This is a genomic window from Streptomyces sp. B21-083 (assembly GCF_036898825.1).
Lineage (GTDB): Bacteria > Actinomycetota > Actinomycetes > Streptomycetales > Streptomycetaceae > Streptomyces.
This window is the reverse complement of sequence record NZ_JARUND010000002.1, coordinates 898,842-915,672: the sequence shown is the minus strand read 5'-3', so window position 1 is coordinate 915,672 and position 16,831 is coordinate 898,842. Positions and strand designations below refer to the sequence as shown.

Here is a 16,831-nt window from a genome sequence, read left to right as displayed (position 1 = left end):
CCCATGTTTCCCGACCTGTTTTCGGTCGAGGGCAAGACTGCCCTGGTCACCGGCGGTAGCCGTGGCATCGGCTACATGATCGCCGAAGGACTGCTGCGGGCCGGCGCCCGCGTGTACATCTCCTCCCGCAAGGCCGACGCCTGCGCCACCGCGGAGAAGGAACTGTCGCAGTACGGCGCGATCAAGGCGATCCCCGCCGACGTCAGCACCGAGGACGGCTGCCGGGCCCTGATCGAGGAGGTGCGAAGCCAGGAGCCCGCGCTGCACATCCTCGTCAACAACGCCAGCACCACCTGGGGCGCTTCGTTCGACGACTTCCCGGACAAGGCCTGGGACCGCGTTCTCGGCACCAACCTCAAGGCACCGTTCAACCTGACCCGGGCCGCGCGCCCCCTGCTCGAAGCCGCCTCGACGCCCGACAACCCGGCCCGCGTCATCAACATCGGCTCGATCGACGGCAACATCGTGCCCGGCTTCGGCAACTACTCCTACTCCGCCTCGAAAGCCGCCGTCCACCACCTGACCCGGCACATGGCAGCGGAGCTGTCCCCGTCGATCCTGGTCAACGCCATCGCCCCGGGACCCTTCCCCTCCAAGATGATGGAAGGTCCGCTGAAGGAGCTGGGCGACCAGCTGGTGGCGGCGAGCCCGGTGGGCCGCATCGGCCGTACCGAGGACGTCGCGGCCGCGGCGGTCTACCTCTCCTCACGGGCCACGAACTACATGACCGGTGCCATCATCCCGCTCGACGGCGGCCTGAGCACCACCCTCGGCATCGACCTGGGGGGCGAGTGACGATGAGCGGCTACAAGGCCCCCGTGGGGGAATACGACTTCCTGCTCCGCCATGTCATCGACGGGCAGCACGTCCTGGACGCCACCACCGGCGGGGAAGTGGACCTGGACGACATCCGTGAAGTCCTCAGCCATGCCGGCACGTTCGCCTCCGAGGTCCTCGACCCCCTCAACGCCATCGGCGACCGGGCAGGCAACACGCTCACCGACGGCAAGGTGACCACCGCCCCCGGTTTCACCGAGGCGTACAAGGCGTTCGCCGAGGGCGGCTGGGCCGGCATCGGCCTGCCGCGCGAAGCGGGCGGAGAGGGCATGCCCAGTGTGGTGACCACAGCGGTTACCGAGATCTGGTCCGCAGCCAACATGGCCTTCGCCGTCGGGCCCGGTCTGACCGCCGGAGCCGCCTATGCGCTGTCGGCGGCCGCAAGCGACGAGATCAAGAAGGTCTACCTACCGCCGCTGGCGTCGGGCCGGTGGACCGGCACGATGAACCTGACGGAGCCGCAGTCCGGCACCGACCTGGCAGGCATCCGCACCATCGCCCGGCCGCGCCCCGACGGCAGCTGGGCGATCAAGGGCCAGAAGATCTTCATCAGCTGGGGCGACCACGACCTCACCGAGAACATCGTGCACCTGGTGCTGGCCCGCACCGAGGGCGCGCCCGAAGGGCTCGGAGGACTTTCGCTGTTCGTCGCGCCGAAGTTCTTCCCGACGGCCGACGGCGGCCTCGGCGAACGCAACACCGTCCACACAGTGTCCCTGGAGCACAAGCTCGGCATCCACGCGAGCCCCACCTGTGTCCTCGACTACGACGACGCCACGGGCTGGCTCGTCGGAGCCCAGAACCGGGGCCTGGAAGCGATGTTCGTGATGATGAACGCCGCCCGGCTCGGCGTCGCCGCCCAGGGCCTGGGCGGCTCCGACCGGGCCTTCCAGCGCGCCGAGGCATACGCGGCCGAGCGCGTCCAGGGATCCGTGGCGGGCCGCCCGGCGGGCACCCCGATCGCCGAACACCCCGACGTGCGACGGCTGTTGTTGTCAATGCGCAGCACCACCTCGGCGATGCGCGCGCTGCAGGTCCAGGTGTCGGCCTGGCTCGACCTGGCCCGTGCCGAACAGTCGGCCGAGGCGTTCCAGCTGGCGGACTTCTTCGTGCCGATCCTCAAGGGCTGGCTGACGGAGAACTCCGTGCAGATCACCTCGGACGGCATCCAGGTGCATGGCGGGATGGGCTTCATCGAGGAGACCGGCGCCGCCCAGTACCTGCGCGACGTACGGATCCTGCCCATCTACGAAGGCACCACCGCGATCCAGGCCAACGACCTCACCCGCAGGAAACTGGCACGCGACGGCGGCGCCACCGCCGAAGCGGCCTACGCGCTCGTCGAAGCCTCTCTGGAGCCGCTGCGCCGCCACGACCACCCGGTCGCGAAGCGCACCGTCGAACGACTGGACCTGGCGATCGCCTCCGGCCGCGAGGCCACCGCGGCCCTGCTCCGGCAGGCCAAGAACAACCCACGCGACATGCTCGCGGGTGGTGTCCCCTACCTCACGCAGTGGGGCCTGCTCGCCGGCGGATGGATGCACGCCCGCATCCTGACCGCGGCCCTCGATCTGCCCGAGGACGCCGACACCGCCCGCCGTCTCCTGGACGCCGACTTCTACGGCGCCCACAGCCTCAGCCGCATCGACTCGCTGACCGACGTCATCCAAGCCGGAGAGATCGTATGACAGCAACAAGGGCCGTTACCCGGCACCCGCCCCCGTCGGCGCACGGTTGCGGGCGACCGTCGAACTCGCCGGGTTCCAGCGGGGACAGCACGGGGCCCAGGTCGTTTTCCGCGTCACCGTAGAGTGGAAGGACGGCGACTCGCCCGTCTGCGTCGCTGAGATCGTCTCGGTCCTCGTCGGCTGACCCCCAAGGACGAGACCGCGACATCCGACGTGCGCGGGCCCGGTGCTGGTGTGATCGGCCTCAACCGGCCGCACAAGCGCAAGCCCCAGGGCACCGATCCGGTGTCCGACGGAGGTATCGACCTGTGGCAGGTGGAGGGCCGTCGGCTGTCCAAGCCGGTGCTGGATGCTCACCGCCGAACCGTTCGACGTGACCGAGGCCCATCACACCGGCCGCCTCCAGGAGGTCGTCCGACGCCACCCACGTTGACACTGGCCCAGTCGATCGGCCGTCAGGAACCCCTGGGCGTGCAGGCCACCGAGCCGACGCCCGCCTGTTCGACCGGGCGGGGATGCGGCAGCGGAGGCCGCTGAACTCCGACGGGCGGGCAATCTCCCCCATGCCCGCCCGCCGGTACCACCCTGCGCCTTCCGGCGCACAGAACGACAGCTGGACGAGGAGACTCACCATGCAGGACACGACCGGCGTTCGCCTGCCTTTCGACCCCGCGGTCCAGGGCGCCTTCACCCAAGTACTCGGCCTCGTCATCGATGCGGCTTCACCTCTGGAAGTCAGAGCACACCTTGACATCACCGCGGACCATCACAACCCCATGGGTTTCACCCACGGAGGTGTGTACGCGTCGGTCATCGAGAGCGTCGCGGGGATCGGGTCCGCCCTGGCGGAGAGCGAGGGCGGCGGTTTCGCGCTCGGTGTGAACAACCAGACCGACTTCATACGCCCACACGTCACCGGCCGTCTCGACGTGCTGGGCCGCCCCGTCCAGCAGGGCAGAACCCTCCAACTGTGGGCCGTTGAGATGAAGAACGCAGACGGCCGACTCGTCGCGCAGGGACAGGTACGCCTGTACCGCCGACCCGCCGCCGGGTGAGTCGTCAGGCCGGCTCAGCGGGCCCGGCCAAAAATCCTCCATCATCAGGAGCGCGCCGCCCGTGGTCGGCACGGGGTCGTAGAGGTAGGTTCCGCTCCCCTCACCCGTGGGCGTGGGGTCGAAGGTGAGGACGGCGGCCGCTCAAAAAACAGTTCCGTGTCTACGGCGCGGGCGCGGCCACTCCCGCTCCTCAATGGGTCGGCCTGCAACCGTGTGGCCTGCAACGAAGTTGGTTCTGTCGACGATCTTGTGATCCGGACGGGCTGGACTCATCGCGCGAGCAGGACGCGTTTGCGAAGGAGATCGAGGCTGGCCCGGCCGAGCATCTGCCGTTTCAGCATCTTCAGCCGGTTGATGTTGCCTTCGACGGCGCCGGAACTGTGGGGAAGGGACAGTCCGTTGCGGACGGCGTCGAAGTCGCGGCGGAGGTTGCGGGCGAAGCCCGCGAGTGGGGCGAGGGAGTCTCGTTCGACCTCGGTGATCCAGTCCTCGAGGCGGTCGCCGTGGCGTGCAGTCATCATGACGGCGAACTTCCTGACGTGAAGAGTGAGCCGGTCCAGCTCGGGATCGCGTTCGCGCAGCCGGTGAAGCTTTCCGGCGACCTCGTCCCGCAGGTGTTCGGGGCGAGTCATGATCCATGAGGTGACCTCACGGACCGACGGAGGCTTCGGCCCCGGATCGGGTGCATGTCCGCGCCCGGTGCGGTACTGCCGCAGGTGACGCTGGACGGCCAACTCGCCTCCGGGGTAGCCCTGTTCCTGTATCTCGCGGTAGAGCTGGGTGGCGTTTCTGACGCCACCGTTCCAGCGCCGGTGCAGGTAGCCGACATACGGGTCGACGACGTGCGCACGCTGCAGGCTTTTGGCGACGACGTCGTCCGCGGAGGGGGCGTTAACCAGTTTGCGGACGGTGGCCTGGTGCAGTCCGAGTTTCCGGCCGATCCCCGCCTTCGACATCCCCTGCTGCCACAACTCGTGGGCGGCAGCATGTTGTTCACGGAGCCGAGTCACGATCTTCAGCTCTGTCGGCAGCTGGACTACCTGCGGTTCGTCGGGGATGTCTGCGGGTTGTGAAGGCGGTTCGGCCAGACGGGAGCGATGACCGTTCACTGTCTTCTCGACCGCCTGGCCGAGATTGGCCCACAGATGATAGCGATCAGCGACCTGCTCGGCCTGCGGCGCTCCGATGCGTGCGCCCTCTGCGTAACCGCTGGACCGGTCCCGGCAGATCACCTTCACCTCGGGGTGGTCGCGGAGCCATGCGGCGAGGTCTTCGCCCTCGCGCCCCTCGTAGAGATGCAGTGGACGGTGGGTGGCCATGTCGATCAGCACCGTGCCGTAGTGACGGCCCTTGCGGAAGGCGAAGTCGTCAACACCGAGGACCTCCACCTCGCCGACCTCCGGTTCGGGCAGGGCTCTGACCAGCCGCAACAGCGTGTCCTTGCCCACGGTGATGCCGACCGCAGAGGCCAGGCGGGCTCCGGCCCGGCCGGCCACGGCCAGTCCGATCCGCGTCAGCACCCCACGCAATAGCGGGGTCTGCCGACTGTGCGGGGTCGTCAGTCCCACGATCTGTTCGGCGAACGTCACCGCCGTGCAGGCAGTGTTCTCGCAGCGGAACCGGCGTATACGTAACTCGATCACCACGCCGAGCCCGCCCACGGCGACGTCACGCAGCTTGCGCACGTACCGGCCGTGCACCCGAGCGGAGCTTTGACCGCACCGACAGGACCCGCTCGCCGCCCGCACCCGCGTCCGCAACACCACCTTGTCCGGCCGTCGCTCGACCTCCTCGATGAGCAACGCGGACAGGTAAGGAAACAGCTCCAAAAGCACATCACGAGAGCACGCGATGCATGATTGCGAACGGTCGACACGAACCGCTCAACCGTCCGGATCACAAGATCGTCGACAGAACCAAGATCCGCGACGGCGCCGTTGCCAACAGGCCCATTTACGTGGCCCTGGCCGTCACGACCGAGGGCCGACGGGACATCCTGGGGTTGTGGGCCGGCGACGGCGGCGAGGGCGCCAAGCACTGGATGCACATCCTCACCGAGATCAAGAATCGCGGCGTGGGCGACGTGTTGATGCTGGTCTGCGACGGGCTCAAGGGCCTGCCTGAAGCGGTCGAGGCCGTCTGGCCCCGCACCACCGTCCAGACCTGCGTGGTCCACCTGCTGCGGAACTCCTTCCGCTATGCCGCCCGCCAGGACTGGGACAAGATCGCGAAAGTGCTCAAGCCCGTCTACACCGCGGCGACCGAGGAAGCCGCACTCGAGCGGTTCGCCGAGTTCGCCGACGCCTGGGGCAAGAAATATCCCGCGATCGTGCGCCTCTGGGAGAACGCGTGGGAGGAGTTCACCCCGTTCCTCCGCTTCGACACCGAGATCCGCCGCATCGTCTGCACCACCAACGCGATCGAGTCCGTCAACGCCAGGATCCGGCGGGCGGTCAAGGCCCGCGGCCACTTTCCCACCGAGCAGGCCGCGTTGAAGTGCGTCTACATGGCGATCATGTCTCTGGACCCCACCGGCAAGGGCCAGGCCCGCTGGACCATGCGCTGGAAGACCGCACTCAACGCCTTCGACATCACCTTCGACGGCCGGCTCTCCGCAGCACGTCAGTAACCCCAAAAACCCCAGTTACACCGCTCGTTTGGCTCTGTTCCGTAGTCGGTGGTGACACTGCGTCATTGGCTGCAATCATGGATTGTGCATGATGCCAACTCTCTTGTGGATGTGGTGTTTTCAGGGCTGTCGGCGCTGGTCGTCGAGGATGTGGTGGATGGCGGCGAGGTGGTCCGGGTCGCGGCCCGGACCCGGGATGTCCCGGTTCCGTGCCCGGTGTGCGGGGTGCCGACGGGGAAGGTGCACGGGTACCACTGGCGGACGGTGGCGGACGTGCCGGTGGACGGCCGCCGGGTGGTGGTCCGGGTCCGTGTGCGCCGACTGGTCTGCTCGGGCCGGGGCTGTCCGCGGCAGACGTTCCGGGAGCAGATTCCCGGGCTGCTTGAGCGCCTCGGCCTGTTCTGCGCCTTCGCCCGCCTGCGCCCCGATCCCGCCCTGCGCACCTGACGCTGCCGCGCTTTTCCCCAGCCTGTGGAGAACCTCATGCTCACCGCCGTCCTCGGGACGAACCGCGCGAGCGGTCACACCATCACCGAACAGTTCCACGCCTTCGACGCGCACAACCCGCACGTATACCGCGCGCTGGAACGCATGGCCGCCCGCCGCCTGGCCGCCGGCGCCACACGGGTCAGCCTCAAGGACCTCTTCGAAGAGCTGCGCCGCCAACTCCCATACGGCGTCGCCGGACTGAACAACAACTTCACCGTCCTCTACGCCCGCCGCCTGATCGACGACCACCCCCTATGGGCGAGCGTGTTCGAGCTGCGCCGCCGCCGTGCCGCCTGAAACACCCCTCTCTTCTCCTTCTCTCGTCCTGCCGTTTACCGATACGGAGAACCCCTTCTTGTCCGCTCGTGCCGGTCATCCCGGCTATCAGGGACTGCTCCATGCCTGCTCGGCCGCTGTCCGCCGCCGCGCCCCGGGCACCGAATCACCGGCCCGCGCGGTCTCGCACCACGCTCTGAGCACCTGGATGCCTCGTTCAGTGCGTTCGTTCACATGGCCGTTCGCCGGTCGACGATCGCAACGGGCGGCGTACGGCGGCCTGCTGGCCGCCTCCTATCTGGGCACGGTCCCCGCGGCGAATCTGCTCACCGCCCACGTCGGTACAGTCCCGGTCGGGCTCGGTCTGATGGCTCCGGCCGGTGTCTACCTGGGCGGTCTGGCGCTGGTCCTTCGTGACCTGACCCGGGAAGTACTCGGCCCCCGCGCGGTGCTCGCGGCGATCGCGGTGGGCGGCGCGGTGTCGTGGCTGCTCGCGGAGCCGAGGCTGGCGCTGGCTTCGGTGGCCGCGTTCCTGCTGTCGGAACTGCTCGACGCGGCCGTCTATGAGCCAATGCGGCGTCGCGGCCAGATGGTGGCGGTGGCTGTCAGCAACACCGTCGGCACGATCGCCGACTCAGTGATCTTCCTGTCGCTCGCCTTCGGATCGCTCGCTTTCCTGCCGGGCCAGCTGCTCGGCAAGACGCTGATGACCCTCGCCGCCCTCACCGCGATCGCGATCGTGCGGCGCCGTCGCCTGGCGGTGACCGCGTAGCCGTCACCAGGGCGGTCGGCGAGGCAGCGGGGCCGACGTTCTATCTCGGCACCCACATGGTGAATTGGCTCACCGACAGCGACATCCCCTTGTTCATATCCCGCAACCGGCTCAAGAAGCGCAAGACCTTCCCACGCGCCCGCACCGCGTGGGCCCTGGACTCCGGCGGCTTCACCGAGCTGCAGCGCCACGGCCGATGGACCACCCCCGCCGCCGAGTACGCCGCCGAGGTCCGGCGATACGCCGAGGAGATCGGCCGGATGGCATGGGCGGCTCCGCAGGACTGGATGTGCGAACCATGGGTGATCTTCGGCTCGCGCCAGGCACCGGCCGCAAGTCCCCGATGGTTCCACGGCACCCGCGCTGCCCGCGGCTTGTCGCCCGGCGACCTTGACCAGGACCTGGACGCGGCCATCGCCCTTCACCAGCGCTACACGGTGGCCAACCTGATCGAGCTGCGCACCATCGCCCCGGACCTGCCGTTCATCCCGGTCCTGCAGGGCTGGGAGCTGCGCCACTACCTTCACTGCGCCCAGCTGTACGCCGACGCGGGCATCGACCTGGCGGCGGAACCCGTCGTCGGGCTCGGTTCCGTCTGCCGGCGCCAGGCCACCGGCGAGATCGCCTCGATCGTCCGTCAATTCGCCCGCCGGGGCCTGCGCCTGCACGGCTTCGGAGCCAAGACCGCAGGTCTCGGCGCCTACGCCGACGCACTGGTCTCCGCCGATTCGATGGCCTGGTCGATGGGCGCCCGCCGCTCGGACCCGCTCCCCGGCCACAGCCACAAGAGCTGCGCCAACTGCTGGGACTGGGCCAGCCGCTGGTATCAGCGCGTGACCGCCCAGCTGCCTTAGATCCGCCACCAGACACATACCGCACGTCTATGAGGAGGACCAACTCCCCGATGCCCCACCCCAATCACCCGGAAGACGCGACCCCCCGTCCACCCCATAGTTCCTCGGGTTCTCCCCTCGTGCTCGTCGTTTCTCCCGGAGACGAGACCGATCGCGGCTACTGCCTTGAGCAGGTGGCCGCCGCGTACGATGTCGTCCTGCTCACCGGCGCCGAGCCGTCGTGGGAGAAGCCGTTCATCGTCGACCACGCCGTCGTCGACCTGAACGACACCACTGCGCTGCTCGCCGCCGGCCGAGCCCTGGCCGAGCGCCACGACCTCGCCGGCGTGGTCACCTGGGACGAGTGGAACCTCGTCCCCACCGCCCGCCTCGCCCGCGCTCTCGGTCTGCCCTCCAACTCCGTCGAGGTGATGCGCGGCTGCCGCAACAAGGCCACCGCCCGTACGCTGTTCGCCCGCCACGGGGTGCCGTCGGCCGCGTCGATGAAGACGCGGACCCTGCTGGAGGCCAGCCTTGCGACGATGACCCTGGGCTACCCCGCCGTCATCAAGCCCGCCGCGTTCGCCGGCAGCATCGGCGTGATCCGCGTCGACCGTCCCGAAGAGCTTCCCGCCGCATTCGCGTTCGCCTCGGCCGGCGCGAGCCGAAGCCGCGAAGACACCGGCGTCCTGGTCGAGGAGTACCTCGACGGGCCGGAAGTCTCCGTCGAATGCGTTACTAACTGCGGCGAGACCACTGCGGTCGCCGTGACCCGCAAACACCTGGGCCCCGCCCCCTACGTCGACGAGACCGGCCACACCGTCGATGCCACCGACCCGCTCCTGACCCAGGTCGCCCCAATCGCTGCTGCCGCGGTCAAGGCCCTGGGGATCACCGACGGCGTGCAGCACGTCGAGATGCGCCTCGTGGACGGCCGCCCCCGGCTGATCGAGGTCAACGCCCGGATCGGCGGCGACATGATCGGCCACCTCGTCCGCCTGGCCACTGGCGTCGACCTTGCCCGTGCCGCCGCCGACATCGCCTGCGGACGTGCCCCGGACCTGACGCCCACCCGCCACCAGGCCGCGGCGATCCGCTTCATCTACCCCGCCTACTCCGGCACCCTCACCGCCCGCCGCCTGAAGGAACCCGTCGGGGGAGTGGAGCGCGTGCGTTTCCAGCGACAGCCCGGAGACCAGCTCGTGCTGCCCCAGGACGGCGGCGACCTGTACACCGCCCGTATCGGCTTCCTGATCACCACCGGGCCGACCACCACCGTCGCCGAAGCCCGCGCCCAGCAGGCGTACCGCCACCTCGACGTCCAGGTTGCTCCCCTCCCGCCGGCGGCCCTGACCACCAGGGAGCACGCCGCGTGAACCTGATCGCGGCGCCCGAGTTGGCGCGTAGCCGCCGACTGCTGACCGGGTACTTCGCCGGACTGGGTGTGGTGATGGCCGTCTTCGGTGCCCGCATGCCCGCCGTCCAACATACGGCCGAGGTGAGCACCGGCGGGCTCGCCATCGTCCTGCTGGCCGCCGCCCTCGGCATGGTCGCCGGGCTCCAGGCGGGCGGACGCCTCGCCCACCCTGCCCGCCTGCCCGCATTGCTGACCGGCGGCGCCATCGCGCTCGCCGCCTGCCTCGCCGTTCTCGGGGTCTGCCGCAGTCTGGAGAGCCTCCTGGCGGCGGCGTTCGTCTTCGGCGTCGCGCACGGTGCCCTCGACGTCGCAGCAAATGCCGCAGCGGTCCGCTGTCAGGACGCCCACGGCCGCCCCATCATGGGCCGGCTGCACGCGAGTTACAGCCTCGGCGCCCTCACCGGCGCCGCGGTGGCCGCGGCCACCGCCCACACCGCGCACACCGTTGTGTTCACGGGCGTCGCAGTCAGCGCCGCCGTGGCGGCAGGTGCCACGACGGCTCATACCCGGACTCTCGCCAGCTCTGGACTCGAGCCCGCCCGCAACCCTGCTGCACAGGACTTGGGCGAACGCGAGGGCCTGTCGCGGACCCGGTTGTGGCTGCTGGGCGTGCTGGCGGCGGCAACCCTGCTGGGCGAGGGAGCTGCTGCCGACTGGGCCGCCGTCCACCTGCACGACCTCGGCGCGACCGCCGCGACCAGCGCCGCGGCGTACGGCCTCTACAGCGTCGCCATGGCTGCGGGTCGCCTCGCCGGAGACCGGCTCACCGTCCGCTTCGGCGCGCCCGCCATCGTGCGCACCGGCGCGGTCCTGGCCGCGCTCGGCCTCGCCACCGGACTGGCAGGCTCCACCATCGCCTTTGCCCTGCTCGGCTGGACGGCCTTCGGTCTGGGGCTGTCCGTCACCATCCCCAGCCTGATCACCGCCGCCGGCGCCGACGGCCCCCGCGCGGTCGCCACCGTCGCGGTCACCGGCTACGTCGGCCTGCTCGCCGGCCCCGCCCTCATCGGCGCCCTCGCCACCGTCACCGCCCTGCCGCACGCGCTGCTGCTGCCCGCCCTCCTCGCCGCCGCCGTCGCCACCCTCGCCCCCAAAGCCCTGGAGAAAACGACCCCTTGACCCGCGCATCCGCCTCCCCGACCGGCGTGGACGCCGCGATCCTCGACTACAACGGCGTCCTGGGCCTCCAACCTCGCCTCGACCAGTGGCAGCACCTCGCGCGCACCGCCAACTGGCCCGAGCACGATCTCTCTGGCTTTAAGGACGCCGTCTGGAGCGCCCGACCGGCCTACGACGCCGGCCAGTTGAGCGACATGGCGTACTGGGCGAAGGTCCTCGGCGCCCACCCGGGCCCACGCCTGCTGCGCCAACTGCGTACCGCCGACACGGACATGTGGACCACCACCGACGACCGCGTTCTCGCCGTCCTGGATCGCGCCCACGACAACGGGCTGCCCCTGTTCTTGCTGTCGAACGCGCCGCTCCATCTCAGCGACGTCCTCGACGCCACCGACTGGTGCCGCCGGCTCATGACCCGCGACTTCTACTCGGCCCGCCTCCAGACGAACAAGCCCGACCCCGCCTCCTACCGCCACGCCCTGACCGCGACGGGAGCCCGTGATCCGCGGCGGGTGCTGTTCGTCGACGACCGGGCCGACAACTGCCAGGCGGCCCAGATCCTGGGCCTGCGAACCCTGCACTACACCGGCCGGATCGCCGACCTCGAAGCAGCACTGCTGCCCATCCCCGGCTGATCCGCCTTCCCCAACCCCTCACCTCCTCAGGACCCTTGTGCCCTCGAACGACGACTTGTGGAATGGTGGGGACGTCTATGTCTCACCCCGCTACCTCGCCGGGCTGCCCGGACACGCCGACCCCAGCTTCGCCCCGGTGGCCCACTGGCCCCACCACCATCTCGACACCGGCGACTGCCAGCTCGTCATCACCTCATCCGACCACCGCATCCGCATCGGATGGCTCGGCGACAACCACGACACCTGGCTGATCAGCGCCGCCGAGGACCCCGTCTCCGCGCCCCGCTGGACAGCACGCATCAACCAGAACACGCCACCCGAGATCACCGAAGGACTCACCCGCGCCTCGCTGCCAAGTGGGACGAAGACAGCGACTCCTTCCTCACCTCACCGTCGCCGAACTGGCGCGACGCGGTACGGCCGTTGCTCGACCCGGGCTGGGACCAAAAGCCCCTCTCGCGCGGCACGGTGGAGTACGTCTCCCCGGACGGCCTGGCAGGAGCGAGCATCGACGTCGTCAGCACCGGCCCCGACGCCGAGACGGTGACCTTGTGGGCCGGACCGCCAGGCTGGGCAACCCGCGCCGAGGCGACCTTCACCGCGCGCACGCCCAAGCACCTGATCGCCGCCGCCGCCCTCGCCGATCCCACCCCCGTCCTGCGCTACAAGGACGCACTGAACCCGCGGCTCGCCCAGCTGGCCCAGCTCACCCCCGTCGAACCGCCCCGGCCTCCCGGGCCGGCCCCGCTGGACGTCCAGCGAGCTGCCGCGGCCCGCCGCCCGGCCGCTGCGCCAGCCCGCAGCGTGCGCCGATGGACCACTGCCACGCCCCCGCCCGCACCAGCAGTCCCCTCCCGCCCCGGGCTTCGCCGCTGACCCGCATGAACCACCCCTGCGAAAGGGCGCCGGCATGGCCCTGCACGCCGAGCAGTTCTTCACCCAGCAGCTCGACCTCACCGACGGCACCGTCATCGGTGACACCTACTACGCCACTCGCAGGCCGGATTCCCCACTGCGTCTGCGGATCAGCTTCTCCCGCACGATCCGGGCCGAGGAATACGACGGTCTGCGACTGCAGATCCTCCACGCAGACCAGGGCGGCGTCCTGGACACCGTGCTCCTCACGTTCGCCGACCACGCAACCTTCCACAGCCGCGACGCCGCCATCGGCCGTCTCCCGGGATACTCCGGCTACGCCAAGATGCGCGACTGGCACGAGCGCGACGACCCGCCGTGGCAGGGAGCCGCGACCACGAAGCTGCGCCGCGCGATCGAGCAGTACACCCTCCTGTGGTTCCCTCAGCTCCCGGCGCCACCGCGGCCGGAGACGGCAGTGTCGCACCGGACCTTGTCCGGCCATCCGCCGGCTCCGGAACCGAACACGCTCACAGAGCACAGGCCGACGGGCCTACGGTGCCGACAGGGCTGTGTGCTCGGCCTTCTCCAGCCAGTTGGTGTACCAGCGGGCGAACGTCACCGGCGTACCGTCGTCGTCGAGCAGCGGGACGAGGTCTACGTCGTCCACCCGGCAGTCGGACGAGATCGTGCCACGGTGGCTGCCGCTGATGATCAGCCATTCTCTCTGGGCGCAGCCCAGGTGGGAGATCACGATGGCGCCAGCGGTGCGCTCCGGGGCGAACATGATGACCTCCCACCGCTCGTCCCACGCCTCGATGGCGTCGTCGAAGTCCTCGATGTTGTCGAAGTCCTCTTCCTCGGGGCGTTGTGTCGGGCGGCAGCGGAGATTTCAGCGAGCGGGGCGACCTGGGCGCTGGAATCTTCCGTGCGCTGGTCTGCGCCGGCTCGGGTGCGCCGGTCGTTTCGGTATCGGGTGGCGGGTGTCAACGTTTGACGCGGTTGCGGACGGCGAGGACGGCAAGGCCCAGGAGGACGGGCTCGGTCAGCCGGGAGGTCATTTCGATGTAGGTGCCGGTGGTGGTCAGGTCCTGGCCGGAGGAACGGAAGACGACCGAGTTGAGCGTGACGTTCAGGGCCTTCTCGAAGCGCTCACCGGTGAACCGGTCTCCGGTGGGATTGTGCGGGTCGTCTTTGCCGATCTCGAAGGTAACCTTCCCGCCGCCGGGTGGCACGGTGCCGGTGGCTTCCTGCTTCGGATCGCTGCCCGGGAGCCCGAAGCCCATCAGGAGCAGGATGGTGAGGAGCATGGCGGCAGCGAGCCAGCCCAACGCCCGGGAGGCGTACAGGCCATAGCCGGACAGCGCCCAGTAAGCGGTCAGGAGACTTCGCTCGCTTCGGGGGATGTCCTCGGCCTGGCGGCGCATCTCCATTTCCCCGTAGTAGAAGTCGGCGGCCCCAGGCTCGTGCTTGCCGTCCTCGAACGCTTTGCGCAGCGCCCGATACACAGGCGCCAGTTGCAACGGACCGACGTGCCCGACGCCGGATGGGGCCGCTTGCCAGCCGGGAGCTGCGGCTGGCTGCCGCGCCCGCCAGTGGTGTTCTTCGACGAGGGTGCGCCGTTGGGCGAACCGTGCGGGGCGCCAGCCCCGCCGGTGCACGGAGCGCGGGACCGTGTTGAAGAGGCAGGCACCCTCCAGCCGCAGTTGGTCCAGGTGCACGGTCCCGGTGAACAGGCACCCCGACAGGTCGACGTCCGCGAGGACCAGGTGGGCAGCGTCCACCCCGCGTAACGAGGCGATACGCACCACGGCGTCGGACGCGTCGGCGAGAGGCTCTTCTGCCACCTGGAGGCCGTTGAGGAGCACAAACGGATCGGGTTCCGCCCCGATGGTGAGCGGATATTCGAAGACCGCGTGGGCGAAGTCCACCGTGGCGTAGCGCAGACGCAGCTCAGCCGTCGACGACCAGCGGGTCCGCCGAAACTCCAGGCCGCGCGCGGCAACCGAGAGGCTCACAGGCCCGCCGAACACCGCCCCGGACAACCGGACCCGACTGGCGCACACCAATGGCCCAAGGCGTGAGGCCCTCTCGAAGGTCGCCGACTCGAACCCGGCGATGTCCTTGAAGGTCGCCGACTCGAACCCGGCGTCGCCCTTGAAGGTCGCCGACTCGAACCCGGCGATGTCCTCGAAGGTCGCCGACCGGAACACGGCTTCAACCTCGAAGGTCGCCGACTCGAACCTGGCGGTGTGCTTGAAGGTCGCCGACTCGAACCCGGCGGTGTGCTTGAAGGTCGCCGACTCGAACCCGGCGGTGCCCTTGAAGGTCGCCGACTCGAACCCGGCGTCGCCCTCGAAGGTCGCCGACCAGAATCCGGCGACGTCCTTGAAGGTCGCCCTCTCGAACCTGGCGTCGCCCTTGAAGGTCGCCGACTCGAACGCGGCGGTGCCCTTGAAGGTCGCCGACCAGAATCCGGCGGTGCCCTTGAAGGTCGCCGACCAGAATCCGGCGGTGCCCTTGAAGGTCGCCGACCCGAACCCGGCGATGTCCTCGAAGGTCGCCGACCCGAACTCGGCGTCGCGCTTGAAGATCGCCACCTCGAACACGGCGGCGCCCTCGAAGGTCGCCGACCTGAACACGGCGTCGCCCTTGAAGGTCGCCAACCCGAACGCGGCGCCGCCCTTGAAGGTCGCCGACCCGAACCCGGCGTCGCCCTCGAAGGTCGCCGACCCGAACCCGGCGCCGCCCTCGAAGGTCGCCCACCCGAACTCGGCGTCGCCGAGGCGTGCGTTTCCGGTTGCGGGGTCACGGAGGGCATTGAGGAGGGCATCGAGGAGGGGCGGGGTGAAGGGGGTGCAGCGGTGGTCGACGTCGTCACCGGGGGACAAACCTGCCAGGTAGGCGTCGCGGTCAGGATTGGCCAGGTGGGCGAGGCACGCGGTGTGGCCAGAGACGCGGATCCCGAGGCAGCCGACGGGATCGCTGGCGGGGTCCGCGCCGTGCTGGCAGTGCTGCCATGGAGGGGTAGGGACTGGTTCGGGGCTTGGCTGCGGCATACCTGAAGGACGAGTGAGCGCGACCACCGGTTGCCAACCTCGCCTCGCGGCCGCAGCACTGAAATGAATTGTGCGCTACTGCAACCTTCCGTGCCGTCCGACACGTTGGGCAAGAAGGTCGTCGAGCAGCTTCGGGTCCGGGCCTTGATCGGGAAACGGCTCGGCAAGCCTCGACAGGTCGGCAAGGTCCGCGCCGGCGCCTTCCCAACGCCAGCGGCCTTGCACGCGTCGAACCGGAAACAGGCCGTAGGCGGGGCCGGCGCCGCCCGCGCCGACGTGGAGCAGGAAGGTCCGGTACTCCTCTGGCAGCCGCACGCCCGTCTGAGCCTCAAGTTCGGCAAGCTCGCCCTGGGTAAGCCGGTCCTCCACGATCCACCTGTGCCCCAATGCCCCGAACACCTTGCTGCCGGAAGGCCCTGCACCCGCCGCGTCGACCCGCTGACGCACGCCCACTTACCACTGATCAGTCATGCGCAGACCGCACGTGCAGCCACCGACGCCCGGGCCGCGGGGCCCACTGCTGCGGTCCCGACGGGCTCAGGAATGGCCCGACGCCCCCAGGCCCCTCGGCACAACACGCACATCGGCCAGCTGAGGCCCTCGGTGGCCAACCAGCGCACTCAGTGACGCCCACCCGCAAGATCGCGATCTACAGCTGGAGTATTAACCGGCTGTGCGCACGGTGGTTGTTGTGCTGCCCTCATTGCTTGAGCCGGCAACGGTGTCACTGACCGTCAGGCCGCCCGGTCGCGGGAATCACGTCCGTACGGTGGCGGATCTGCATGCCGGGGCGGCGGCGGTGGACGGTCAGATACGCCAGGCCGCCAGGGCCCGCGGTGAGGCTGCGCGTCGAGCCGTGCGGCAGCCACATGAGCACCCCCTCGGAAAGCGGCTGCTGGCCGTCGGCGTTATTCATCACGCCCTCACCGGTGACGGCGAGGAGCAGCACGTCCAGATCGGGTTCGGCGTGGGTGGCGATGTGCTGGCCTGCGGGCAGCCGGATCAGGTTCGCGTCGAGCTGGCGTCCGGGCTCGGCCAGTTTCCACAGGGTCCCGGCCGGTACAGGCACTTCGCCGGTGAGCGCCCGGACCTGGCACAGCATGCGGGCCACGGCGGGCTCCTCCTGCTGCTGGACGACGCTTGCGCTGTCGGATTCCGCGGCTACCC

General features: G+C 69.7%; 14 protein-coding genes and 4 pseudogenes. 13 read left to right on the top strand and 5 right to left on the bottom strand.

Annotation, left to right across the window (positions count from 1 at the left end; translation table 11 throughout):
* The first annotated feature begins 3 nt into the window (after positions 1-3).
* From QA861_RS28170 to QA861_RS28160, 3 genes are all read left to right on the top strand, one after another.
* Positions 4-795 (top strand): SDR family oxidoreductase, encoded by a 792-nt coding sequence (locus tag QA861_RS28170; RefSeq protein WP_334591403.1) that lies wholly within the window; start codon positions 4-6, stop codon positions 793-795.
* A 2-nt stretch (positions 796-797) separates the two neighbouring features.
* Positions 798-2,525, top strand: coding sequence for an acyl-CoA dehydrogenase family protein (locus QA861_RS28165; protein WP_334591402.1), 1,728 nt, complete (start codon positions 798-800; stop codon positions 2,523-2,525).
* A gap of 632 nt (positions 2,526-3,157) precedes the next feature.
* Positions 3,158-3,580: a PaaI family thioesterase gene (locus tag QA861_RS28160; RefSeq protein WP_334591401.1), complete on the top strand. Its 423-nt coding sequence runs from the start codon at positions 3,158-3,160 to the stop codon at positions 3,578-3,580.
* 269 nt (positions 3,581-3,849) lie between these two features.
* Here the strand turns inward: QA861_RS28160 and QA861_RS28155 are convergent, their stop codons facing one another.
* Entirely contained in the window at positions 3,850-5,328 is a 1,479-nt protein-coding gene (locus QA861_RS28155; protein WP_334594867.1) for an ISL3 family transposase, read from the bottom strand.
* 170 nt (positions 5,329-5,498) lie between these two features.
* On the opposite strand from QA861_RS28155, the pseudogene QA861_RS28150 reads away from it, so the two are divergent.
* The 10 genes and pseudogenes from QA861_RS28150 to QA861_RS28105 all read left to right on the top strand — a co-directional run.
* Positions 5,499-6,209: pseudogene (locus QA861_RS28150) on the top strand (IS256 family transposase); the annotation flags it as partial.
* 84 nt (positions 6,210-6,293) lie between these two features.
* Positions 6,294-6,602, top strand: a pseudogene (locus QA861_RS28145) (transposase family protein); the annotation flags it as partial.
* A gap of 90 nt (positions 6,603-6,692) precedes the next feature.
* The gene (locus QA861_RS28140) at positions 6,693-6,995 is read left to right on the top strand and encodes a hypothetical protein (RefSeq protein ID WP_334591400.1); all 303 of its coding nucleotides are present in this window, start codon (positions 6,693-6,695) and stop codon (positions 6,993-6,995) included.
* Positions 6,996-7,194: 199 nt separating this feature from the next.
* The gene (locus QA861_RS28135) at positions 7,195-7,746 is read left to right on the top strand and encodes a VUT family protein (protein ID WP_334591399.1); all 552 of its coding nucleotides are present in this window, start codon (positions 7,195-7,197) and stop codon (positions 7,744-7,746) included.
* On the top strand, positions 7,638-8,600 hold the full coding sequence (locus QA861_RS28130) for a deazapurine DNA modification protein DpdA family protein (RefSeq protein ID WP_443041668.1): 963 nt from the start codon (positions 7,638-7,640) through the stop codon (positions 8,598-8,600). The genes QA861_RS28135 and QA861_RS28130 overlap by 109 nt, the downstream gene beginning before the upstream one ends.
* 119 nt (positions 8,601-8,719) lie before the next feature.
* On the top strand, positions 8,720-9,955 hold the full coding sequence (locus QA861_RS28125) for an ATP-grasp domain-containing protein (protein ID WP_334591397.1): 1,236 nt from the start codon (positions 8,720-8,722) through the stop codon (positions 9,953-9,955).
* On the top strand, positions 9,952-11,115 hold the full coding sequence (locus QA861_RS28120) for an MFS transporter (protein WP_334591396.1): 1,164 nt from the start codon (positions 9,952-9,954) through the stop codon (positions 11,113-11,115). Before QA861_RS28125 ends, QA861_RS28120 begins: the two co-directional genes overlap by 4 nt.
* Positions 11,112-11,750 carry an HAD-IA family hydrolase gene (locus tag QA861_RS28115; protein WP_334591395.1) on the top strand — a complete coding sequence of 213 codons (639 nt, stop codon included), beginning with the start codon at positions 11,112-11,114 and terminating at the stop codon, positions 11,748-11,750. Before QA861_RS28120 ends, QA861_RS28115 begins: the two co-directional genes overlap by 4 nt.
* A gap of 37 nt (positions 11,751-11,787) precedes the next feature.
* Positions 11,788-12,036 (top strand): annotated as a pseudogene (locus tag QA861_RS28110) (SPDY domain-containing protein); the annotation flags it as partial.
* A gap of 137 nt (positions 12,037-12,173) precedes the next feature.
* Complete coding sequence (locus QA861_RS28105; protein WP_334591394.1) at positions 12,174-12,626, top strand: SPDY domain-containing protein; 453 nt, start codon at positions 12,174-12,176, stop codon at positions 12,624-12,626.
* A 532-nt stretch (positions 12,627-13,158) separates the two neighbouring features.
* Here the strand turns inward: QA861_RS28105 and QA861_RS28100 are convergent.
* The 4 genes and pseudogenes from QA861_RS28100 to QA861_RS28085 form a co-directional block, all read right to left on the bottom strand.
* A pseudogene (locus tag QA861_RS28100) lies at positions 13,159-13,476 on the bottom strand (SMI1/KNR4 family protein); the annotation flags it as partial.
* A 115-nt stretch (positions 13,477-13,591) separates the two neighbouring features.
* On the bottom strand, positions 13,592-15,496 hold the full coding sequence (locus QA861_RS28095; protein WP_443041595.1) for a pentapeptide repeat-containing protein: 1,905 nt from the start codon (positions 15,494-15,496) through the stop codon (positions 13,592-13,594).
* Between the two features lie 243 nt (positions 15,497-15,739).
* On the bottom strand, positions 15,740-16,033 hold the full coding sequence (locus QA861_RS28090; RefSeq protein WP_334591391.1) for an SMI1/KNR4 family protein: 294 nt from the start codon (positions 16,031-16,033) through the stop codon (positions 15,740-15,742).
* Between the two features lie 355 nt (positions 16,034-16,388).
* On the bottom strand, positions 16,389-16,766 hold the full coding sequence (locus QA861_RS28085) for a cupin domain-containing protein (protein WP_334594866.1): 378 nt from the start codon (positions 16,764-16,766) through the stop codon (positions 16,389-16,391).
* Between the last annotated feature and the right edge of the window lie 65 nt (positions 16,767-16,831).